The sequence below is a fragment of the Acidimicrobiia bacterium genome (assembly GCA_041394025.1).
Classification (GTDB): Bacteria; Actinomycetota; Acidimicrobiia; order IMCC26256; family JAOSJL01; genus JAOSJL01.
Map to the genome: position 1 here is coordinate 766,098 of JAWKJA010000003.1, position 21,407 is coordinate 787,504.

Below are 21,407 nucleotides of genomic sequence, written 5' to 3' on the forward strand. Positions count from 1 at the left end.
CGACGTGGATCAGACGACCGCAGGACTGACCTCGATGCCGCGTGCGGCCAGGGTCTCTCGTCCGGCTTCGAGTGCCTGGTAGCGCCACCAGTCCTGGCCCTCACGTACTCCGAGGTCCTCCGCGAGGACGGTGGCGGCGACGTAACCGGCGCCCAACGTCGTGGTGCCGAAAGGCCAGATCGAGTTCGACAGGTACAGGTTGGCGAACGGTGTTCGCGGGGCGCCGCAGCCCGGGAAGGGCCGCGCCGTCCCGAACCACTTCAGGCTCGTGGGACCGCTCGCGGTACCACCCATGACCTGACTCGGGTTCTTCCGGTAGTAGTCGAGAGGGGTGTTGCAGTAACGCGCGACCACCGAATCCATCAACTGCGGGTTGTACTCACGCAGGAGATCGTCGATCTTGTCGCCGTAGTCCTCGCGGATCACGTCCCACTTCTCGGGTCCGCCGTGCTCGGGGAGCTTGTAGGGGACGTTCGCCCACGACATCATCGTGTACTGGCCGGGGGGCGCCTGGGTCGGGTCGGCGAGCGCGAAGCCCTGCACCGACAGGCCCGCCACGATCGGCGGGTCGGGGAGGATGTCGTTCTCGAGGCAGTGCTGGAGTCGACGGATGTCGGCGACGCTGTCGAGGCCGTAGTTGAACCCGAACGCCGTGTCGACGCCGTCGGGGTATCCCTCCCAGTGAGGCGGTCGGTCGAGGACCCAGTAGTTGGTGAACATGACCACTTCGTCGTTCTTGTAGGCGTGCACGCCTTCGGCCACCCAGTCGGGGAGCTTGTCCTCGCCGATGAGGTCGAGGAACGTCGGCTGGCAGGACAGGTTGCTGACCACGGCTCGGCGTGCCCGCACCTCCGCCTCGGGGTAGGCCGCGTGCTCGGACAGGACGACGCCCTTCGCCTCGTCGCCCTCCATGATGATCGTGTCGACGGGGCAGCCCGTGAACAGGCGGCCGCCGTGGGCGGCGAAGGCCGAACACAGCGCGTGTGTGAGGGCGTGGCTCCCGCCCCGGCACGTCCACGTGACGCTCTGGACGCACTGGAGAATCGGGAAGATCAGCGGCATCAGCGTTGCCATTCCGCCTTCCCACGGGTGCGAGCCCGCCGTGATGCAGTTGGTGAGCACCGCTGTACGGATCTTCTCGTCCTCGTAGATCGCCTCCGCGAGCTCGATCCCGTTCAGCTCGTGGGCGTTCTCGGGAATCTGCGGGATCAGCGCCCGAAGCATCGTCGCGAGCCCCCCGGGCTCGACGACCTCCGCGGGTCCCTGCTGCGGCTGTTCGAACTGCGTCGAGTGCAGCGTTTCGCCCATCATCGGCCCGAGAGTGTTGAACGCCGTCTTGAACAGCTCCGCGTCGTTCTGGTTGATGGTCGACCACTGCTCGTAGGTCTCCTGTGCCCGGAACGAGTGGAACATCACCGCCGAGCGGTCGCGGAACGGATGGAACATGCCCCACTCACCGGACGTGAGCATCTCGAGACCGTGCTTCTCCAACTCGAGATCCCCGTAGACCGGAGACCAGAGGGTCACCATGTTGCAGGCACAGAGGTTGACCTTGACCCCCGGGTGCATGACCTCCTCGGTACAGGCACCGGCGCCGGCTTCCAGCTTGCGTTCGAAGCAGGCGACCTTCAGGCCCGACCGTTGCAGATAGATGGCCGCCGTGAGGCCGTTGATCCCACCTCCGACGACGATGACGTCGTACTCACGATCAGGTCCGGCCACCGGCTCCCACTTCCTTCGTCGGCGTTTCGGTGTGCAGGGGTGTGCCACCGTCAGGTGCCTCGGGGGGCGGCGATCCCTGCATCAACAGGCCCAAAGTCCGGCCTGCGAAGATCAGGGCACTGACGAGCGCGGTGCCCAGGATCTGCCTGCGGTGCTCGTCCTCGATGACGAACCGGACGGTCTCGGGTCGTTGGAGGAGGCCGAGGAACTCGGTGATGTCCCGGCGGTCGAGGGTGACCTCGTAGTCCCAGAAGGTGGGGGCGTGCATCACGCCCTCGATGACCAGGGCGTCGTCTCTGATTGCCGACGACTCGCGTTCGGCGAGAGCCAGGCTGAGGACACGCTTCCCGAGACCCTTCGACCAGAGGTCCATCTACTGCTCCCGTGGGCCGCTGAAGACCCACGTGCCGACGTCGAGGAGGTCGTCGAGCGGCGGCCAGGGAAAATCGGGATTCGAGATCATCAGTGACGTGAGGCCGTGGATGCTCGCCCAGAGCGCGCACGAGATCGTGAACGGGTCGCCCTCGGGGAAGATGCCCTGTTCGAGGCACTCCTCGACGGCGGCGGCCAGAAGTCCGAAGGAATCCGCCGCTGTGGTCGCGACGCTGCGGTTGGCGAAGCTGTCGGTCTGCTGCATGAACAGGATGCGGTACGGCTCGGGGTTCTGGAGCCCGTACTCCACGTACGCGCGACCGCGTGCCCGCACGACCTCGAGCGGGTCGTCACTGTCGGTGCCCGCGGCGGCGAGGGACTGGACGAACCCGTGGAAGTGGCGGACGCAGACCTCGAGCATCAGGGCGTCCTTGTCGGCGAAATGCATGTAGATCGCCGGCGGCGTGCACCCGACCCGGTCGGCGATCGCCTGGATGGAGACCGCCGATTCGCTGCCCGCCTCGAGGAGCAGCTCGTCGGTCATCTCGATGATCTCCTGGCGCAGCTTGTCGCCCTCACCCCGCTTGGCACGCTGGCGCGTCGGCCTGGCCTTTCCGGCGGACGTGGACGTGGCCTTCCCCGTGGCCTCGACCTTCCCCGTGGGTTCGGCCTTCCCGGTGGCCTTGGCCATGTCTCTCCCCGCCTCTCGGCGTCGTGTGTGCGGTGTCGCCCGGGCCGTTCGTGGGGAACCGGCGGGACGGCGTGGCATCAGTATAGCTTCATGTCACTAAGTTAGCGAGCACTAAGTTAATCACCCTCCGCCACGTCGCCCAGATAGCTCGCCTCGAGCAGATCCCGGCGGTGACGCAGGTCCGAGGTGTTTCCCTCGATGGCAACACGCCCCCGCCGGAGCACGTAGACACGGTCGGCCACGGCCAGAGCCGCGGGGACCTGCTGTTCGACGAGGAGCACGCCTGCGCCCGTGTCGTCGGCGATGGCCCGCACGGTCGGGAGCAGTTGCTCGACGACGATCGGCGCCAGTCCGAGGCTCATCTCGTCGATCAGGAGAAGGCGCGGTCGTCCGGCGAGTGCCCGCGCCAGAGCCAGCATCTGCTGCTCACCGCCCGAGAGCAGCCCCGCGTCACGGTCCTTCAGCTTCTCGAGGCGAGGGAAGGCCGCCAGCGCCATCTCGACGGCCTCCTCGTCACGACGTCGCGCGCCGAGGCGGAGGTTCTCGCCTGCGGTCAGCTCGAAGAACAGCGCACGGTCCTCCGGCACGTGGGCAAGACCGCGACGTGCCAGATCCAGCGTGCGACGCTCGATCCCGTACCGGCCGTCGGACACCGCGGCACCGAGCACCGTGAGCTCGCCGCCGAGTCGCGGCAGGAGGCCCGATATCGTCAGCAGCGTGGTCGTCTTCCCTGCTCCGTTGGAACCGAGGAGCGCCACGATCTCCCCCTCGCCCACGGTGAGGTCGAGGCCGTGCACGACCGGAACCCCGTTGTAGCCGGCATCGACACCGGAGAGGGACAGCACCGGGTTCATCGATCGGCCTCCAAACCGAGGTATGCCTCGATGACAGCCGGATCCGTGCGTACCTCTCGAGGTGAACCCGACGCAATCACGCGGCCGAGCTCGAGCACGTGGATCCGCTCACACACACCGAGAACCAGGCTCATGTCGTGATCGACGAGGAGCACACCGATTCCGAGATCCGGCAGTGACCGGAGCCGCGAGGCGAGTGCCGCCGTCTCGGCGTTGTCGAGCCCTGCGGCCGGTTCGTCGAGGAGCACGAGGCGGGGCCGTGACGCCAGCGCCCGGGCCAAGCCGGCCAGGCGTCGTTGGCCGTGTCCGAGTTCGGGTGGGTAGCGCTCGCCTTCATCCCCGAGGCCGGTGGCATCGAGTGCCCACTCGACGTCGATGTTCCGGGCACGGTACGAGGGTCGGCACGCATCGACGAACACCGACCACCAGCGTGTTCTCGTTGCGGCCACGAGCAGGTTCTCGCGAACCGTGAGGTCGTCGAACATCTCGACCGACTGGAACGTGCGGACGAGGCCGTGCTCGGCCCGCCTGTGTGCGGGCCAGCCCCGGATGTCGGTCCCGGCGAAACGAATCCCTCCCGTTGCCTGCGGAATGAACCCGCTGAGGGCGTCGATGCAGGTCGTCTTCCCGGCGCCGTTGGGGCCGATGAGACCGACGATTCCGCCCTCATCGACGGAGAAGGAGACGAGGTCGACGGCGTTCAGACCTCCGTAGGTGACCATGAGATCGGTGACCTCGAGAAGCGGGTTCATGGCTTCACCGGGGAGCGGTCGCCGAGGTGGGCGTCTGCGACCGTCCTGCCCGATCTGACCTGACGCCTCCAGAACAGGGCCCGCCGCGCCGCTCCCGAGATCCCGTCCGGGTACAGGATCGCCATCGCGATGAGGGCGAGGCCGCTGACCGCGAACTGGTGGTCGGGGGAACCGCCGATCTCGCCGTCCGTGAGCTGCGTCACGACTCCCCCGGTGGCGAGAAGGCCGGCGATCACAGCGCCACTGATGCTGGCGATACCGCCGAGGTAGACGAGGGCGAGGAGAGCGAGCGCGGCGAACACAGTGAACGACTCGGGTGCCAGCTTCTCCGCCTGGTAGCCGATCAGGACCCCGCCGATCCCGGCGATCAGTGACGAGACGGCGAAAGCCGAGAGCTTGGTGCCGGGCACGTTGATGCCCGAAGCGGCGGCGGCCCGCTCGTTGGAGCGGACCGCGAGCCACCGCAGCCCCGTCGGGCTCCGCCGCAGGTTGGCAACGGCGAGGAACACGACGACACAGACGATGAGTACGAAGATCCCGAACGCGGGCCGGAAGTTGGCCGAACCGGTGGCCGAGAAGCCGAGGTCGACACCGAACAGCCGAGGTCGCGGCACCCGCTGGCCTTTCAGACCCCCGAGAGCGCTCGACTTGAACAGGAGCTCCTCGATCGCCACGGCTGCACCGAGCGTCGCGACGGCCAGCGTCATGCCCCGGACCCTCACGGCGGGAAGCCCGACCACGAGACCGATCACGGTCGTGATCACGATCGCGATGATCGGCGCCCACGGAAACGGGATTCCCGCGTCGACGACGAGCTTTGCAGTCCCGAATCCGGCGACCCCCGCGAACGCGAACTGGGCCAGCGAGATCTGCCCGACGTAGCCGGTGAGCACGACACTCGACAGCGCGATCACCGCCATGATCATCGACACGACGATGGCCAACCGCCACTGGCTGTCGAGTGTCAGGAGCCCCGCCAACGTCGCACCCGACAGGAGGAGCGCCGTCATTCCCACGAACCGCGGTCGAGGCGAGTTCGGGAGCCGGGACTCGAGAATCACGCTGCGACCGGGCAACGTCTCGCCACGGACGGTCAGGGCGATGACGATCAGCAGGAACGGCAACGCCTGCTGGAAGCCTCCCTGGGGGATCCACAGGGGAATCCAGTCGGTCTGCGTCGTGAAGTTCAGGATCACCGATTGCGCCATTCCGATCCCGAGCCCGGCGAGTGCTGTCACCACGAACGAACGCAGGCCGCCGAAGAGTGCGGCCGCGAGCGCCGGGACGACGAGCAGGCTCGTCGCCAGGGGATCCAGTTGCTTGGTGACCGACGCGATCAGGATGACCGAGATGCCTGCGAGAAGGGAGGCGACCATCCAGTTGATCGCTGCCACCCGGTCGGGAGAGTGCCCGAGGAGCAGAACGCCCTTCTCGTTCTCGGCCGCGGCCCGGGTGGCCAGACCGAAGCGGGTGCGCCGGAAGACCGCGCGGAGCACGAGTGCCACCAGGAGGGCGAGGCCGGCCAGCACGAACCTGTTGTTCGGCACCGTGACGCCGAACCACTCACTGCTGCCCTCGGGCAGGATCGAGCCCAGGCTGAGCTGCGTCGCACTCGTCTCGGTGAACCGCAGCTTGACGACGGCCTCGAGGTAGAGGAGGAGTCCGAGCGAGGCGACCACGCGAGCGAGAGCAGGAGCGGTGCGCAGCCACTTGAACACGGCGAAGTAGATGATCAGGCCGAGCACCGCCGACAGGAGCGCGCACGTGATCAGTGCGGTTTCGACCGTCGGAGCGTCGATGATCGGCACGCGAGCCGGCAGTCCGATGACCGGTAGGACGAGCTCGCCGGTCTGACGCAACTCGAAGTAGGCGAAGGCGACGTACATGCCGAGTGCGGCATGCGCGAAGTTGACCACGCCCGACGCGCGGTGGGTCAGAACCAGCCCCAGAGCGAGGAGGGCAATGACCGCGCCGGCCCCGAGGCCGACCAGCAGGTAACCGAGGTAGCCGGTGATTACCTGCTCCTTTGTCCCTCGTTCTTGTTCTTCGTGGACCGCACGGATGTCACCTGCCGGGGATCATCGACGACTACTACCGGCCTCTGAGCCGGACAGGTGTCGTCACTCCTCGGGAACGATGAGCTCCGAGACCTCGATCCAGTCGCTGATCTGTGTCAGTTCGCCGTCCTGCATCTGGGCCAGGATCTGCTGGGGCGCACAGATCGCCGGGAGCTCACCGCCCATCTGCCGGCCGTCGCAGGTGTAGGCGTGGCCCAGGAAGCTCGGACGGTCGACCGCCGAACGGAAATCGTCGATGATCGCCTGACTGCTGAGGTTGTCGGCCCCGATCCCAACGAGCTCGACATAGAGGTTGATCAGCGACCCGAAGGCGATCGTGGCGGCGCTACCGGCCTCCACACCCTCGCTCCCGTATCGCTCGATGACCTCGTCGTAGAGGTCGACGGAAGGCGGTGGGCCCTCGAGGGGGTTCTCGATGCCGTAGATGTACCCCTCGAGATTCTCGCCACCGACCGCGTCGACGAACGTCGGCTCGAGGCATCCTCCCGACCAGTAGGTCTGCGCGGTGATGTCGGCCTCGAGCATGGCCTGGTAGGCGGCACCACAGCCCGCGTCGGCGACCAGGACGATGATCGCGTCGGGATCGGACTGGTTGGCCGCTGTCAGCGGTGTGAGCACGTCCTCGGTCACGATCGGCATGGGAACCATGTTGATGTTCTCGGGAGCGATCCCCTGCCCGATCAGCGCGCGCTCGGCCCACTCGGCGCCGTCGACGACGGATCCGAAGTCCCCGTACATGATCGAGACCCGCTCGGCATCGAGTTCCTCGACGATGTGGTGCACGAAGCCGAGATTCTGGCCCCACGAACCGCCGCTGAACTGGAACGAGATCGGGCTCTCCACCGAGGTGAAGCTGACCGGGACGCCGCCGATGTACGGAATCCCGTTGTCCTCCAACACCTGGACGCCGTCGCCGAACAGGTCGATCCCGCCCAGCACGGCGAGCACGTCTTCTTCGACCATCCGCTGACCGCACGACTGGGCGCCGGTGGCACTGAACTGGACATCGCACGTGATCAGGTCGATCGGGTGGCCGTCGACACCTCCCATCTCCTCGTTCAGCCACGCGACGCCGGCCTCAGTGCCCAGCGTGAGCTCGGGAAACGCCGCCGCCGGACCGGACTCGTTGTTGATCATTCCGATCTTGATCGGCTCGCCGTCGGCGACGACCGGTGCGTCAGGGATCAGGTCGTCGAGCGTCGTTCCGTCGGGCGCGCACTCGACGATCGAGTCGGTGGTGCACTCGAACTCGGAATCCTGGCCCAGGTCCCTGTTCGTCTCGGGGTCGGTCTTCTCACTGCATCCCGCGGCGACCAGCGCCAGCGCGATGAGGGGCACCAGGACACGGCGGGGCAGGGACCGCTGCGTCCTCATCGTCGACACCGCCGTCGACACCGCCGTCGAATCGCCCGTCGACACGCCCATCGTCGTCCCCGATTCCGCGCGGTGATCCTGCGCCGGTGCGGTACTCGCGCTGTTCGACCTCACCGTGATCTTGGTGACTTAGCGTCACTAAGCTGACGACAATGAAAACAGGCCTCGCCCGGCAGGTCAAGGCGCATCATGGGAAGGGAGGTCGGATCCGGTGAGCCGCCACGACCGCCGCGACCGGCGTCGCGGCGCGCTAGCTTGCCGGTTCGGGCGGGCGGCGTCGACACCTCGCGTCCGACTCCGACACCACGACCCTGTCGCCCGAACGGTCAGACCCCCGACGGAGGCGAAACACGGCCATGAGCGATGTCTCCTTCGACCTCGACGAGCTTCTCGATGAGGCCCGAGCGGCGAGCGGGCTGAGCGACTTCGGGTCGGACGACTTCCGGGTAGGTCTCGAGAAGCTCCTCGAGACCTACGACCACAACGGGTTCGACGAGGACGCCCGCCGGCACAACCGCGGCCGCCTGCTGGGCCTGCTGTCGGAGCGCCTCCGGATCGAGGACGCCTGGGCGAGGCACCCCGAGATCCGCGACGTGCAGATCGACGCACCGATGTACCTCACGGGCCTCCCGCGCACGGGAACGTCCGCCCTGTTGAATCTTCTGTCGCAGGATCCGGCGATGCGCCCCATGGAGCTGTGGGAAGGCATGAACCCGTCGCCGCTGCCGGGGAACCCCGCCAAGGAGGACGACCCCCGGTATCTCGGGATCAAGGCCTTCACCGACCAGCTCTACGACGAGAACCCGGATTTCGCCAGGATCCACCACACGAGTGCGGACACGGCCGAGGAGTGCATCCACCTCCTGAATCACACGTTCCAGGACGTGCAGTTCGGCATCGAGGTCCTGATGGAGCCGTACGGTTCGTGGTTCCGGGAACAGGACCACCGGGCGAGCTACCTCTACTACGCCGACATCCTGCGCATGCTCCAGTGGTGCCGACCCGGTGAGAGGTTCCTGCTCAAGACACCTGCCCACCTGTGGGCACTCGACATCCTGGTCGACATCTTCCCCGACTGCTCGATCGTGATCACGCACAGGGACCCGGTCGAATGTGTGGGCTCCTACGCCAGCATGATGGAGTCACTCATGACCGGGCGCTCCTTCGACCGACGGGACCTCGGGCCCACGGTCATGGAGTACCTGGCCGCCAAGCTGGAGTACAGCCAACGCTGTCGCGCCGGAATCGAGCCGTCACGGATCATCGACATCGGATTCACCGATCTGGTGGCCGACCCGGTGGGAGCGGTGCAGCGGATCTACGGCCATTTCGGGATTCCGATGACCCCGGAGTTGGAGCAGGCCTTTGCCGACTACACCGCCGCGCACCCGCAGGGCGAGCACGGGACGCACGACTACCGACTCGACGAGTACGGCCTGAGCGAACAGCAGATCCTCGACAGGTTCGCGTTCTACACCGAGCGCTTCCCGGCAGCCGAACACCGGTAGAGCCGACGTTTCTCTCCCCCTGTCAGGGACCGGTGTCGTTCGCGCCGAGGATCGTCACCGCGACCGCGGAGCCCTGGCCGCCGAGATTGTGGGCCAGACCGAAGGATGCGTCCTTCACCTGCCGCCCGTCAGCGCGCTCCTGGAGCTGGCGCGTGACCTCGTAGATCATCCGGCACCCCGTCGCTCCGATCGGGTGCCCGAAGCTCTTCAGGCCACCCGAGGCGTTGACCGGGATCTCTCCGTCGAAGTTCGCGCGCCCGTCGTTGACGAAAGCCGCGGCCTCGGGCTGGTCGCAGAGCCCGAGATCCCCGATGTTGAGCAGCTCGGTGATGGTGAAGCAGTCGTGGACCTCGGCGAGGCCGATGTCGGCGCGGGGATCGGTGATCCCGGCCTCCTCGTACGCCTGGCGTGCGGCCTGACGCGTGGCGGGGAAGCCGAGATAGTCGACGTCGGACTTGTACACGGGCCAGCCGGTGTGGACCGAGAGCTGCACGGCCTTGACCCAGGGGAAGTCGTCCTTGTGGGGGAGCTCCGCCGCCAGCTCGGGGCGCGTGATGACGGCAGCCGCCGCCCCGTCGGAGACACCGCAGGCGTCGAGTCGACCCAGCGGCCAGGCCAGACAGGGAGAGCCGAGAACCTGATCGACACTCACCTGCCGGCGGAAGTGGGCCTTCGGATGGTCGGCTCCGTTGTCGTGGTTCTTCACCGCGACCGCAGCCAGGTCTTCGCGGGTCCAGCCCCATGCCTCCATCGCCCGCGTTGCCGCCAGCGCGAAGACGGCCGGAGCCGACACCGAGCCCATGACCGGGTGGGCGCCGAGCACGTCGAGAGGCAGACCCGACGCAGACTGGTCGAGGATCTTCTCGACTCCACAGGCGAGGGCGACGTCGCACACGCCGGCGGCGACCGCGTAGCAGGCGTTGCGGAACGCGTCGAGGCCCGACGCACAGAAGTTCTCGACATGCGTGGCCGGCTTGCCGAACAGCTTGAGGGCGTCGACCGCCATGCCCCCCGAGAGACCCGTGAAGGGGTAGAGCGAGCCCACCCAGATGGCGTCGACGTCGGAGGGCTCCACGCCCGCGTCCGAGAAGGCCTCGAAGCACGCGTCGGCCAACATGTCGGACGGGCCCGCCTCCCAGTGCTCGCCGAACGGCGTACAGCCCACGCCGGCGATCGCCGCTCGGTCACGAATCCCCTGCGTCATCGCTCAGGCCTGCCTTGTCACCGTCGACGTCGCCGTTTCCTGCGTGGCGGGACCGTTCGGGTCACCGTCCGGCCGACACTTCCAGTAGTAGTTGTTGTACCCGCCACCGCCGTGAATGCGCCGGAACGTGAGCTCCACGTCGAGCCCCGGATGAACGTCGTCGGGCCGGCAGTCGGTGACGTCGAGGAAGATCCTGCCGCCGCCCTCCAGGTCGATCACGGCCCGGGGGATCGGCTCGGTCAGATAGCAGTTCTGGTCGATGTGGTCGAGGGTGTTCGTGAAGATCCGACCCTTGCGGCCGAGAGGAACGTCGTCGAGCGTCCGGTACGCGCCGCAGCCGTCACAGACCCGCCCTCCCGGGTACTGGACCAGACCGCAGGCGGAACAGCGCGCTCCGGTCAGCGTCAGCTCCCTGGACAGGTCGCGCTGGTACGTGACGGGCGACGCGCGTACGTCGGTCTGGAGGCGGGTCACCAGGTCGCGTGACCGGAGATAGTCGCCGTAGCCCGCTGTCTCGAAGCGGCGCGCAAGAGATCCGGCGACACCCCGCCAGGATTCCGGACGCTCCGGCACGTCCTCGACCTCGAACAGGAACGCATCGGCGCCCTCGCCGTAGCTCGCCAGGACGAGTCGTTCGCCGGCGTCGGCCCTCTCGAGGATCGCTCCGAGACACACTAGAGGATGTGCGGCGCCCGCGTACCCCATCTGCATGAACAGCTCGTCGTGGGGTTCGCCGCTCTCGGAGCCGAGCTCGGCGCCGGCGCTCCGAGCCGTGCGCGGGTCGGGTGCGGCGAGGATCATCCTCGAGACCTCGTCCTGGTCCAGCCCGGCGGTGGCCAGCACGGCCTTGGCCGCCTCCACCAGCAGGCGTCGGCAGCCGTACTCGGTCTCGAACTTGCCCTGGAAGGAGCGAACCAGGCGGTCGTCGGCCCGCCTCCACGGTCCGATGAACTCGTCGGCGACGGCCGCGGTCTCCCGAACCCGCACGGGTCCGGCGCTCGACACGACGACAGCGGCCGCTGCGTCTCCGAGCATCTGCTCCGAGATCGAATCGGGTTCGCCCAGACGCTCGTCGGAGGCCACCACGAGTGCGTTCGTCGCCGAGCCGGATCGCACCGCCTCGACGGCCAGGCGCAACGCCGACGTTCCCGCCCGCAACGTGTCGGTGATGTCGGCCGTGAAGACGTCGCGACGCACCCCGAGTACGGCTGCGAGCGTGGCCGCAGCGTGCTTCTCCACATACGGGGCGGTCGTGCTCGCGAAGAACACCGCGTCGATCGCCGACGCGTCGGGACCGGCCTCGAGGCAGTCGAGGGCCGCCTCGACCGCCATCGTGAGCGTGTCCTCGTCGCTGCCGGCCACCGCCCGGTCGCCGGGGACCGCGGGTCCTCCCCACAGGGACGCCATCTCGGCGCGCGGCAACCGTCGGGGCGGCACGTAGGCCCCGTGGCAGGCGAGGTGAGCGTGGTTGCTCATCGTGGCCGGTCCTACCTTCTGAGAATGCAGCCGTCCGCGGGCCCGCCGGCGCCGCTGGCGACGAGGACGACCTCCGCGTCGCCCACCTGGTTGGAGGACGTTCCCCGAATCTGGCGCACCGCCTCGATGATGTTCGCCCCGTACGCGAAGCCCTCACCGAGGAAGCCGCCGTTCGTGTTCAGGGCCAGGCGGCCGCCGACACGCAGAGCGTCGCCCCCTTCGCAGAAGGCCGCTCCCTCGCCCTCGGCGCAGAATCCGAGTGCCTCGAGCTGCAGGGGCACGAGCGGGGCGAAGCGGTCGTCGAGCTGCGCCACCGAGATGTCGTCCGGCCCGATCCCTGCCACCCGGTACAGCTCCTCACCCATGAGACGCATCTCGGGGAGCTCCGACAGTCGTGGTCGGCTGTAGCTCGACAGCTGCTCGCCCTCGGTGGACGTGCCCTGCGCGTTCGCCATCACGAAGGCCGGTGGGTGCGCGAGGTCCGCCGCTCTGTCGGCCGTCGTGACGACGATGGCGATCGCTCCGTCGACGTCGGGAGCGCAGTCGAGGGTACGGAGAGGATCGACGACGACATCGGCATCGATGTAGTCGGCGAGGGTGATCGGTGCGTCGTAGAAGATGGCGTGCGGGTTCTTGGCCGCGTGCTCGCTGCAGACGACCGGCACCCACCCGATCTGTTCGGCCGAGGCCCCGAACTCGTGCATGTACCGGCGCACGGCCATGCCGATCGAGGCGTCGGGTGTGAGAAGACCGAAGGGCGCGTGGAAGTCGTAGCGGATCATGTCCAACGACTCGTCCTTGGTCTCCTTCGCAGCGCGGAAATCCGAGCCTGCGCGCCGTCCCGACGCGTTGTTCGCCGACCGGTAGTACACGACGGTTGTGGCGATGCCCGCAGCGACGGCGGTCACCGCGTTCAGCAGCGGGAGGGTCCCGTAACGCGAGTCGCCCGCATAGGTGAGGTTGTCGATGCCGAGCGCCTTCTGGATGTACATCGCATCGATGCCGTCGACCACGTCCTTCACGATGCCGTCGACGTCCTCGGGACGCAGGCCGGCGTCGTCGACGGCCGCCTTGATGCACTCGGCGGCCAGCGAGTACTCGGTACGCCCGGAGTCGGTGGAGAAGCCGGTCGTCGCCACGCCCACGACGGCAGCGGCGTCTCTGATGCTCGGCATCGTCTTCGTCTCCCTCACGCGGCTCGCCTCTTGAACTTGTAGAGCGTCAGGTCGTCGGAGATGTCGTCGAAGACCACCTCGACCGGCATCCCGAACTCGACCTCGTCGGGTTCGATGTCCATGAGATTGCTGACGAGCCGGATCCCTTCCTCCAGCTCGACGAGCACGACCGAGTACGGAACCTTCATGGCCGGGTAGGCCATCCGGTCGGTCGTGAAGTTGACGTAGGAGTAGATGTGTCCCCGACCCGAGGACGGGACCCATTCCATGGTGTCCATGGACTTGCACTCGGCACACATCGGCCGCGGAGGTTGGTAGTAGATGTCACAGGCTCCGCACTTCTGCAGCACGAGCTCGTGATTCGCGACCGCATCCCAGAACGGCTTGTTGTCGGCGTCGATCGACGGCTTCAGGATTGGTATTCCCGGAACGTATTCCATGGGTCGCGCTACCTCCTCAGGATGAAACCGCTCGTCGGCACTCCGGGACCACCCGTGACCAGACTCAGCTCCGCGTCCTCCACCTGGCTCGTGGAGGTGCCCCTGATCTGTCGCACCGCCTCGTTCATCAGGTTGTAGCCGTGGATGTAGGCCTCCGAGAGCAGGCCGCCCGACGTGTTGAGCGGGAGCTCACCACCGGGCCTGATCCGGTCGCCGCCGTCACAGAACGCCGCGCCCTCGCCGCGTTCGCAGAAGCCGAGCTCCTCGAGTTGGACGAGGGCCCCGAGACTGAAGGGGTCGTACAACTGGGCGACGTCGATGTCGGCGCGGCTGACACCGGCAACCCGGAAGAGCTCCTCCGCCATGTACCACGTCTCCGGCAGGCCCGTGATGATCGGCCGGTTGTAGGAGGTCTGGATCTCCTGTTCGGGCGGACAGCTCTGCGCGGCCGCCAGGATGTGGGCGGGTGGCTGCTTCAGGTCCTTGGCCCGTTCGGCGGTGGTCACGACGAGGGCCGCCGCGCCGTCGGTGTCGACACAACAGTCGAACAGACGTAGCGGTTCGACGATCATCGGGGAGTCCATGTAGTCCTGATGCGTCATCGGCTTGTCGTGGAAGATCGCTCTCGGATTTCGCTGGGCGTTCTCTCGGAGCACGACCGGGTACCAACCGATGTGTTCGGGCTCGACTCCGTACTCGTGCATCCACCGCATGCCGTACATGCCGGCCCAGGAGAGCGGGGTCAGCAGTCCGAACGGGAAGAAGTAGCCGTAGTGCAGCGTCGGCGCCTCGCTCAGGTACCCCACGTATCCGTCGCCCCGCCCGTAGCGGTGCCCGGACGCCTCGTTCAACGACCGGTAGCAGACGACGTAGTTGGCGACCCCCGTTGCCACCGCCGCGGCCGCGTGCATCACGTTCGCGCAGGCGGCTCCGCCTCCGAAGCTGATCTGGTGGGCGAACCTCAGGTTCGGGATGCCCAGCGAGCCGATCACGGTGGGCGCGGACGTACGCTCGAGCGTGAACCCTTCGAGGCCGTCGATGTCGTCCATCGTCAGCCCGGCGTCGTCGACCGCCGCCTTGATGGCCTCGCAGGCCATGTCGAGCTCGTCACGCCCGGAGTCTCTCGAGAACTCGGTCTCGCCGATGCCGACGATCGCCGTGTTGTCCTTGATCAGGTTCGATTCGACGCTCGGCTTCCGGTCCGGCCGGTAGCGCCTCTCGACGTACTCCTGCAGCATTCCCGGACTCCTCCTCGACGGGACGGCGGACGCCGACCCGGCTACGCCGCTCTCCGGAAGGTGAAGAGCGTCAGCTCGTCGTCGACGTCCTCGAAGACGACCTCGACGGGCATCCCGATCTCGAGATCGTCGGGCGGGATGTCGACGGGGTTGCTCACGAGGCGCACACCTTCATCGAGCTCGACGAGCACGACGGAGTGCGGCGCGTCGAACGCGGGGTGGGGCGACTCCCGATACGTGACCCAGCTGTAGATCGTGCCGTGACCCGATGCCGTGACCCATTCCGACTCGGCCGACCGGCACCTCGGGCACATCGGCCGGGGCGGGTGCAGCCAGTGGCCGCATTCCGCGCAGCGTTGCAACTGCAGCTCGTGGCGCGTGACTGCTTCCCAGAACGGCGTGCTGCTCCGGTAGAGGACCCCCCACATCGCCGGATGCGGGATCTGATCCGGTGTCGGCTGCGCCGGCGTCGACTGCGCTGATGCCGGCTGCTCGGAGGTGTCTGCGGCTGCTGTCATCGAACTCCCGGTCTCTCCTGATCTCCGGTCTTCCGCTGGGCGGACTCTACCGACTCCGAGGGAGTCTTCACCAGTTGGTAGCAATGTGTAACCATTTGGCTAGTGTGGCGGGGCCCGCAGCAGGAGGGCACCGGGAGGGACATCGCATGGGGAGCAGCGGGGGTCTGCGTGTCCAGAGCGTCATGTCGGCCCCCACCCACGACGACGCCGGGAACGGCGGAGCGCCCGTCGGCGTGGCGGGCATCGCGGCCGCGGCCCGGAAGGCCGAGGAGCTCGGTTTCGACGGCGTGACGGCTCCGGAGGCCGGCCACGACCCCTTCCTGCCGTTGGCGATCGCCGCCGAACACACCGAGCGGATCGCGTTGGGCACGAACGTGGCGATCGCGTTTCCCCGGAGCCCGCTGGTGACCGCGCAACTGGCGTGGGACCTGCAACAGCTCTCGGGAGGCCGGTTCCAGCTGGGTCTGGGCACGCAGGTCCGGGGACATGTGGAACGCCGCTATGCGTCGTCGTGGACGGGCCCGCCCGGCCCGCGGCTGCGCGACTACATCGGATGCCTCGAGGCGATGTTCACGACGTTCGAGACAGGTGAAGCGCCCGCCTTCGAGAGCGACCACTACCGCTTCACGCTGATGAACCCGTTCTTCAACCCGGGTCCGATCGAGCATCCCCACATCCCGATCCACCTCGCTGCGGTCAACCCCTACATGGCGCGCCTCGCCGGCGAGCGCTGCGACGGGTTGCGCCTCCACCCGATCGCGACGTTCCGCTACACCCGCGAGGTCGTGCTCCCCGCCGTCGAGGCGGGAGCCGCCACCGGCGGGCGCCCGGTCGACGACGTGGACATCATCGGCGCTCCGTTCCTGGCGGTCGCCGAGAACGACGAGGGGGTCGAGGCCGCCAGACAGGCGTTGAAGCGGAACATCGCCTTCTACGCCTCCACCCGCACCTACCACGCCGTCCTCGACTTCCACGGCTGGACGGATGTGGGCCTCGAGCTCCACCAGATGTCCCGGGAGGGCCGGTGGAAGGAGATGCCGGGCCGGATCAGTGACACGATGCTCGACGAGTGGGCCATCATCGCCACATGCGACGAACTGGCCGCCACGATCGAGCGGCGTTGCGGCGACCTCTACTCGACGGTCCTTCTCGACCTCTCACCGTCGCTGCGCAGGAACGAGGAATGGGTGGCCGACACGGTCGCTGCACTGCAACGGGGATGACTCCCCGGGGAACGGAGAGAACCACATGGCATCCGGGGAAAAGGAGTACCTCTTCGAGGTCGACGAGGGGGTCGGTGTCGTCACGTTGAACCGTCCCGAGCGCCTGAACGCGATCAGCTGGGACCTGTCGAGCGATCTGATCGAGCTGTTCCGCGATCTCCGCCAGCGCGACGAGGTGCGCGTGATCGTGCTCACGGGCGCCGGCCGCGGCTTCTGCTCGGGCGGCGACGCCGAGTGGCTGAGCGGATCCGACGAACGGGGTCTGCCCGGGCTCTCCGACGTGCCTCTCGAGCGATACCAGCGCAAGACCCCCGCAGGGCCCGTCGCCGAGTTCACGCGCATGATCGTCGAGGTCGACAAGCCGGTGATCGCCGCCGTTCACGGGCCGGCGATGGGTGCGGGGCTCTCCTTTGCGCTGGCCTGCGACCGGCGCTTCGCCGACACGACGACACGGATGAGCGCTGCCATGGTGCGCCTCGGCTTCGCGCCCGACTGCGGCATCACCTGGTTCCTGCCGCGCGTCACCAGCCTCTCGACGGCGTTGATGATGGTGGAAACCGGCAGGATCCTCGAGGCCGACGAGTGCCTGCGCGAAGGACTGATCGACGAGCTCGTCGACGAGGGTGAGGCCCTGCCGACGGCGCTGCGCTACGCGAAGCAGCTGGCGGGCGGCCCGAGCGTGGCCGTCGACCTCGCTCGCCGTTTCGTCCACAAGGCGCTCACGTCGACCCTCGACGAGATGCTCGACTACGAGGCCGTGGCCGCCACCATGTCCGCCCACACGGCCGATGCCCGTGAAGGTACACAGGCCTTCGTGGAGAAGCGCAGGCCACACTTCGAGGGGCACTAGCAGCGCCGACTGTGGGGGTCGGCGCAGAGGGAGGTCCCACTCCGTGGAAAAGGTCATGTACTGCGTGACGGCAGAGCCCGGCATGGACTCGTCGGCACTGCGGGAATCGCTGCGGGGCAGGGTGGCGGAGCGACTCGCCGCGCTCGGGGCACACGGTGTGCAGGTGAACGTGGCCGACGATGCGGTCGCACCGGCTGAGGATCTCCGCATCCTCTCCTCGCCCACTCCCGCCGAGGCGGTCGTGTCGGTCTGGATCGACAGTGCCGTCGACGAGTTCCGGGAACCCTTCGATCAGGCCATCGCCGAGAACACGGCGACCTCGGCCGCCTACCTCGTCACGGAGTCGGTGCCCGTTGCGAACACGCTCCATCCGGCGGAGCCGGGTGAGCGCGTCGACGGATTCGCCCAGTTGGCGTTTCTCACGAGACCCACCGACCTGACGGTCGACGAGTGGCTCGACATCTGGCTGAACAGCCACACGCGGATCGCCATCGACACCCAGGCCACGTTCCTCTACGTCCAGAACGTCGTGACCCGTGTCCTGACCGACGGAGCGACGCCATGGGACGCGATCGTCGAGGAGGCGTTCCCGGCGGCGGCGATGACCGACCCCCAGGTCTTCTTCGACTCTGTGGGCGACGACGAGCGACTGGCGGAACGCCAGGAGACGATGCTCACCAGCGTGCAGCGCTTCGTCGACCTGGCGACGATCGAGGTCGTTCCGACGAGCCGGTACGTGATGCGCTCAGCGCTCGTGAGGATGTAGGACGTCCACGCCGGCCCCGTCGTCGATCACTGGGCCTTGTACATCTTGTTGAGGCAGTGGCGCGCGAGGCGGGCGACCTCGATACCCGAGAGGGCCGACTGGTGCGTGCCCATGCCCGCGGCGCCGGCGTCGGCGCCCGCCAGGTACAGACCACGAACGGACGTCTCCGAGCTGGGCTTCATCGACCCGCACTGGCCGATGATCTGGGCGAGCCCGACGCACTCGCCACCCTGTCCGGGCAGGACCGCGTCGCGGGTGAGCTCCGAGATCTGGCGGGGGCCGTTGTACTCCTTGCGTTCCGTGGCCTCCCAGATCTCGGGGAAGAGCTCCTTCATCTGCCTGTCCATGCAGCTCCAGAGGCCTTCGATCTCCCGGGCATCCGGGTCCGGTGAGCAGACCGTGCCCGAGACCAGCACCTGCTTGCCCGGGGGGGCGGCGTGCTCGTCGTAGAAGGAGTGGTTGCACATGAAGAGGATCACCTCGTCGGGCTCCTCACCCTCCTTCTGCTTGCGAAAACGTGCCGTGTCGAGCCAGCTGTCGTCCGACCAGACCGCGTAGATCGCCGTGTCCATGACCGGCCGGTCGAGGAAGTAGCGGACGCTCGTGAAGGCCCACCCGGGCACGAGACCCTTCACGTAGTCGACGTAGCCCCGGTCGAAGTGCTCCTCGCCGACGAGCTTGAGAACCGTCGGGTGGATACCGGCGGAGCTCACGACGACGGGCGCCGAGAAGTTGCCCTTCGTGGTCTCCACGCCCGTCACCGCGCCGTCGTCGACGGTGATCCGCTCGACCTTGGCCCTCGTGACGATGGTCCCGCCGTTCTTCTCGAACTCGCGTGCCATCACCATGGTGAGCCCGCCGAAGCCACCCTTGTACTGGCCGCCTCCGCCCTGGAGCATGATCTGCTTCATGATCAGGATCTGCTCGGACGCCGCCACGAGATCGAGGGGCTCGGCGAGCGACGCGTTGGCGTGGAAGCCCAGGTAGTTGTAGAGGGGCGCGGGCACGTCACGTTCGGAGAGCCACTCCTCCATCGTCATGTTGTCGAGTGCGCCGATCTCTGCGTCCGACATCGTGACCATCTCGGTCAACACGGCGAGTGCGGCGGCCTGTTCGTCCTCGGTCGCCTCCCACAGCTTGAAGAAGGGCTCGGGATCGTCCAGCGCCTGCTTCTGGGTCACGGTCTTGTACGTGTCCCATTCGCGACGCCGGTAGCAGAGGGTGACGACGTCGCGGGGATCGTCGGGCTCGAGTGCCGGCTCGAACTCGTCGGACACGCCGAGCTCGGCGAAGACCGTCTCGAAGGCCGAACCACGCATGGGAACCTGCCCGTGGGGGAAGAGGTCGTAGGCCCAGCCGTCCTTGTCGATGCTCATCATCTTGCCGCCGAGCGCGTCGTTCTTCTCGACGAGCAGGGTCTGCGTGCCGCGCTTCTGGAGCAGCGTCGCGCATGCGAGGCCACCGGGCCCGCTGCCGATGACGATGACTTCGTAGTCGTGGTTGTCCATTGCGCCGCTCCCTATCGCTTGAGAACCACTGCCGTCCCGTTTCCGCCCAGCCCGAGGGTCTGCGCGAGACCGAGTTTGGCGTCGGGCACCTGGCGGGGCCCCGCATCACCACGCAGCTGCCAGGTCATCTCGCAGACCTGGAAGACACCCATGGCCGTGGTGGCCTCCCCGAAGCAGAGAAAGCCGCCGCTCGGGTTGATCGGCATCGTGCCGGTCGGCATCGTCTCGCCGCTCTCGAGCAGGTGCTCGGCCTCGCCGGGCTCGCACAGACCCCAGTCCTCCGGGAAGGCGAGCTCGTAGTAGACGGTGTTGTCCTGGAGCTCGACGAAGTCGAGGTCCCCGGGCGTCGCCCCCGCCTGTGAGAGAGCCTCGCTCACGGCGAGCGCGGCCTCGCTGTGGTGGGTCCTGCCGGTGGGCACCACACCGGCCAGCCCGCGTGGGAGGCCGTCGTCGAAGCGGGCCGTGGCCACCGCGCTGCCCGCGACCCAGACCGGGTTCACCCCCGCGATCTGGCGCGCCTTGTCGGCAGAGCAGATGACGGCGGCCGCCGCGCCGTCGCTCACGGGACAGATCTCGTAGAGGCGAAGCGGGTCACTCACCATGTTGGATTCGAGAACCTGCTCGAGCGTGAACTCCTTGCGGAAGCGTGCGTTCTCGTTGTGCGTGCCGATCCGGTGGGCCTTCACTGCGACCTCGGCGAGCTGCTTCTCGGTCGTCCCGAACTCGGCCATGCGCTGCCGGCACAGCAGCGCCCAGAAGGCCGGGCCCGGCATCCCGACGCAGCGCTGGCGCAGGAACTCGGGGTCGGTCTCCTCCTCGACACCCGACGTCTGGATGAAGCCCTTGGGCATCTTCTCGCCGCCGACGACGAGGACCATGTCGTGCGCACCCCCGGCCACCATGGCGTGGCCGACGTTGAAGGCGTTGCCGCCCGCGGCGCAACCCGCCGACATGTTGTAGACGGGGATCCCCGTGGAGCCCATGTCCTCGACGACGTCGTTGCCGTTCAGACCCCAGCCCTTTCCGCCCGAGAACCGGGAGCTGGCAGCGGCGACCGCCTCGATCTGGCGCCACGAGACCCCGGCGTCGTCGAGCGCCGCCACGACGGCTTCCCGGCAGAGCTCGGTGACCGAGCGCTCCGGGAACTTCCCCCAGGGGTGCATTCCCACGCCCAGGACCGCTACGTCTCTCATCGTGTGCTCACGTCGTACTCGTCTCGGTGCTCGTCTCGGTGCTCGTCTCGCATCTCGGGTCTCAGACCGGCCGGAACATCCAGCTGACTGCCTCGCTCCCGTCTTCCTCGTGGTAGATGGGCTCCACAACGAGCTCCACGCGGTCGCCCGCCCGCACACTCGCCGGGTCGTCGGTGGACATGCGACCGACGACACGCAGTCCGTCGGCGAGGTCGACGACGGCGAGCGCGTACGGCTCGTACGGCTCGTCGTAGCGGGCGGGCGGCGGAGGCGGGTAGTTCTGGACCGAGGAGCTCCACACCGTTCCGAGGGGGCCGAACTCGGCGTCCTCCATCGTGGATTCGGTGCACTCGGGGTTGTGGCACAGGGCGGTCTTCGGGAAATAAGGGGTCGTGCAGGCGCTGCACCGGGAGCCGAACAGGCGCGGTCCGTCGGCCGTCACGCCGAAGAGGCCGTCGATCACCG

20 protein-coding genes are annotated in these 21,407 nt (G+C 67.8%); 4 read left to right on the forward strand and 16 right to left on the reverse strand.

Features of this window, described 5'->3' with window-relative positions:
- Nucleotides 1-9: 9 nt before the first annotated feature.
- The 7 genes from R3A49_11065 to R3A49_11095 form a co-directional block, all read right to left on the reverse strand.
- Nucleotides 10-1,722, reverse strand: coding sequence for an NAD(P)/FAD-dependent oxidoreductase (locus R3A49_11065; GenBank protein ID MEZ5171272.1), 1,713 nt, complete (start codon nt 1,720-1,722; stop codon nt 10-12).
- Nucleotides 1,709-2,095, reverse strand: coding sequence for a hypothetical protein (locus tag R3A49_11070; GenBank protein ID MEZ5171273.1), 387 nt, complete (start codon nt 2,093-2,095; stop codon nt 1,709-1,711). Before R3A49_11070 ends, R3A49_11065 begins: the two co-directional genes overlap by 14 nt.
- Entirely contained in the window at nt 2,096-2,785 is a 690-nt protein-coding gene (locus tag R3A49_11075) for a TetR/AcrR family transcriptional regulator (protein ID MEZ5171274.1), read from the reverse strand. It lies immediately after the preceding gene.
- A 116-nt stretch (nt 2,786-2,901) separates the two neighbouring features.
- Nucleotides 2,902-3,639, reverse strand: coding sequence for an ABC transporter ATP-binding protein (locus tag R3A49_11080; GenBank protein MEZ5171275.1), 738 nt, complete (start codon nt 3,637-3,639; stop codon nt 2,902-2,904).
- A complete protein-coding gene (locus R3A49_11085) occupies nt 3,636-4,391 on the reverse strand; it encodes an ABC transporter ATP-binding protein (GenBank protein ID MEZ5171276.1) in 756 nt (251 codons plus the stop codon). The genes R3A49_11080 and R3A49_11085 overlap by 4 nt, the downstream gene beginning before the upstream one ends.
- Nucleotides 4,388-6,454, reverse strand: a complete 2,067-nt coding sequence (locus R3A49_11090; GenBank protein ID MEZ5171277.1) for an ABC transporter permease — start codon at nt 6,452-6,454, stop codon at nt 4,388-4,390. The genes R3A49_11085 and R3A49_11090 overlap by 4 nt, the downstream gene beginning before the upstream one ends.
- A gap of 57 nt (nt 6,455-6,511) precedes the next feature.
- Nucleotides 6,512-7,894, reverse strand: a complete 1,383-nt coding sequence (locus tag R3A49_11095) for an ABC transporter substrate-binding protein (protein MEZ5171278.1) — start codon at nt 7,892-7,894, stop codon at nt 6,512-6,514.
- Nucleotides 7,895-8,199: 305 nt separating this feature from the next.
- Between R3A49_11095 and R3A49_11100 the strand changes: the two genes are divergently transcribed.
- The gene (locus R3A49_11100; GenBank protein MEZ5171279.1) at nt 8,200-9,351 is read left to right on the forward strand and encodes a sulfotransferase; all 1,152 of its coding nucleotides are present in this window, start codon (nt 8,200-8,202) and stop codon (nt 9,349-9,351) included.
- 22 nt (nt 9,352-9,373) lie between these two features.
- On the opposite strand, the gene R3A49_11105 is transcribed toward R3A49_11100, so the two are convergent.
- From R3A49_11105 to R3A49_11130, 6 genes are read right to left on the reverse strand one after another with little or no spacing between them, the layout of a single operon-like run.
- Nucleotides 9,374-10,555, reverse strand: a complete 1,182-nt coding sequence (locus R3A49_11105) for an acetyl-CoA acetyltransferase (protein ID MEZ5171280.1) — start codon at nt 10,553-10,555, stop codon at nt 9,374-9,376.
- Nucleotides 10,556-10,558: 3 nt separating this feature from the next.
- The gene (locus tag R3A49_11110) at nt 10,559-12,031 is read right to left on the reverse strand and encodes an OB-fold domain-containing protein (GenBank protein MEZ5171281.1); all 1,473 of its coding nucleotides are present in this window, start codon (nt 12,029-12,031) and stop codon (nt 10,559-10,561) included.
- An 11-nt stretch (nt 12,032-12,042) separates the two neighbouring features.
- Nucleotides 12,043-13,224: a lipid-transfer protein gene (locus R3A49_11115; GenBank protein ID MEZ5171282.1), complete on the reverse strand. Its 1,182-nt coding sequence runs from the start codon at nt 13,222-13,224 to the stop codon at nt 12,043-12,045.
- The gene (locus tag R3A49_11120; protein ID MEZ5171283.1) at nt 13,221-13,646 is read right to left on the reverse strand and encodes a Zn-ribbon domain-containing OB-fold protein; all 426 of its coding nucleotides are present in this window, start codon (nt 13,644-13,646) and stop codon (nt 13,221-13,223) included. Before R3A49_11120 ends, R3A49_11115 begins: the two co-directional genes overlap by 4 nt.
- 8 nt (nt 13,647-13,654) lie before the next feature.
- Nucleotides 13,655-14,884: a lipid-transfer protein gene (locus R3A49_11125; GenBank protein MEZ5171284.1), complete on the reverse strand. Its 1,230-nt coding sequence runs from the start codon at nt 14,882-14,884 to the stop codon at nt 13,655-13,657.
- Nucleotides 14,885-14,925: 41 nt separating this feature from the next.
- A complete protein-coding gene (locus R3A49_11130) occupies nt 14,926-15,402 on the reverse strand; it encodes a Zn-ribbon domain-containing OB-fold protein (protein ID MEZ5171285.1) in 477 nt (158 codons plus the stop codon).
- 146 nt (nt 15,403-15,548) lie between these two features.
- Here R3A49_11130 and R3A49_11135 point away from each other — a divergent pair, with 146 nt between their 5' ends.
- Genes R3A49_11135 through R3A49_11145 form a run of 3 tightly spaced genes read left to right on the forward strand, consistent with a single transcriptional unit; the run spans nt 15,549 to nt 18,241 of the window.
- Nucleotides 15,549-16,625 carry a TIGR03617 family F420-dependent LLM class oxidoreductase gene (locus R3A49_11135; protein MEZ5171286.1) on the forward strand — a complete coding sequence of 359 codons (1,077 nt, stop codon included), beginning with the start codon at nt 15,549-15,551 and terminating at the stop codon, nt 16,623-16,625.
- Nucleotides 16,626-16,650: 25 nt separating this feature from the next.
- Complete coding sequence (locus tag R3A49_11140; protein ID MEZ5171287.1) at nt 16,651-17,475, forward strand: enoyl-CoA hydratase-related protein; 825 nt, start codon at nt 16,651-16,653, stop codon at nt 17,473-17,475.
- Between the two features lie 43 nt (nt 17,476-17,518).
- Nucleotides 17,519-18,241, forward strand: a complete 723-nt coding sequence (locus R3A49_11145; protein ID MEZ5171288.1) for an EthD domain-containing protein — start codon at nt 17,519-17,521, stop codon at nt 18,239-18,241.
- Between the two features lie 26 nt (nt 18,242-18,267).
- On the opposite strand, the gene R3A49_11150 is transcribed toward R3A49_11145, so the two are convergent.
- The 3 genes from R3A49_11150 to R3A49_11160 form a co-directional block, all read right to left on the reverse strand.
- A complete protein-coding gene (locus R3A49_11150) occupies nt 18,268-19,749 on the reverse strand; it encodes an FAD-dependent oxidoreductase (protein ID MEZ5171289.1) in 1,482 nt (493 codons plus the stop codon).
- Between the two features lie 11 nt (nt 19,750-19,760).
- Nucleotides 19,761-20,942, reverse strand: coding sequence for a transporter (locus tag R3A49_11155; GenBank protein ID MEZ5171290.1), 1,182 nt, complete (start codon nt 20,940-20,942; stop codon nt 19,761-19,763).
- A 61-nt stretch (nt 20,943-21,003) separates the two neighbouring features.
- Entirely contained in the window at nt 21,004-21,405 is a 402-nt protein-coding gene (locus R3A49_11160) for an OB-fold domain-containing protein (protein MEZ5171291.1), read from the reverse strand.
- Between the last annotated feature and the right edge of the window lie 2 nt (nt 21,406-21,407).

Excerpts from the sequence above, each read along its gene's own strand:
- R3A49_11120 (MEZ5171283.1), bottom strand. The coding sequence starts at position 13,646 with ATGGAATACGTTCCGGGAATACCAATCCTGAAGCCGTCGATCGACGCC.
- R3A49_11075 (MEZ5171274.1), bottom strand. The coding sequence starts at position 2,785 with ATGGCCAAGGCCACCGGGAAGGCCGAACCCACGGGGAAGGTCGAGGCC.
- R3A49_11125 (MEZ5171284.1), bottom strand. The coding sequence starts at position 14,884 with ATGCTGCAGGAGTACGTCGAGAGGCGCTACCGGCCGGACCGGAAGCCG.
- R3A49_11095 (MEZ5171278.1), bottom strand. The coding sequence starts at position 7,894 with ATGGGCGTGTCGACGGGCGATTCGACGGCGGTGTCGACGGCGGTGTCG.
- R3A49_11155 (MEZ5171290.1), bottom strand. The coding sequence starts at position 20,942 with ATGAGAGACGTAGCGGTCCTGGGCGTGGGAATGCACCCCTGGGGGAAG.
- R3A49_11140 (MEZ5171287.1), top strand. The coding sequence starts at position 16,651 with ATGGCATCCGGGGAAAAGGAGTACCTCTTCGAGGTCGACGAGGGGGTC.
- R3A49_11105 (MEZ5171280.1), bottom strand. The coding sequence starts at position 10,555 with ATGACGCAGGGGATTCGTGACCGAGCGGCGATCGCCGGCGTGGGCTGT.
- R3A49_11100 (MEZ5171279.1), top strand. The coding sequence starts at position 8,200 with ATGAGCGATGTCTCCTTCGACCTCGACGAGCTTCTCGATGAGGCCCGA.
- R3A49_11070 (MEZ5171273.1), bottom strand. The coding sequence starts at position 2,095 with ATGGACCTCTGGTCGAAGGGTCTCGGGAAGCGTGTCCTCAGCCTGGCT.
- R3A49_11130 (MEZ5171285.1), bottom strand. The coding sequence starts at position 15,402 with ATGACAGCAGCCGCAGACACCTCCGAGCAGCCGGCATCAGCGCAGTCG.
- R3A49_11080 (MEZ5171275.1), bottom strand. The coding sequence starts at position 3,639 with ATGAACCCGGTGCTGTCCCTCTCCGGTGTCGATGCCGGCTACAACGGG.
- R3A49_11150 (MEZ5171289.1), bottom strand. The coding sequence starts at position 19,749 with ATGGACAACCACGACTACGAAGTCATCGTCATCGGCAGCGGGCCCGGT.
- R3A49_11110 (MEZ5171281.1), bottom strand. The coding sequence starts at position 12,031 with ATGAGCAACCACGCTCACCTCGCCTGCCACGGGGCCTACGTGCCGCCC.
- R3A49_11135 (MEZ5171286.1), top strand. The coding sequence starts at position 15,549 with ATGGGGAGCAGCGGGGGTCTGCGTGTCCAGAGCGTCATGTCGGCCCCC.
- R3A49_11085 (MEZ5171276.1), bottom strand. The coding sequence starts at position 4,391 with ATGAACCCGCTTCTCGAGGTCACCGATCTCATGGTCACCTACGGAGGT.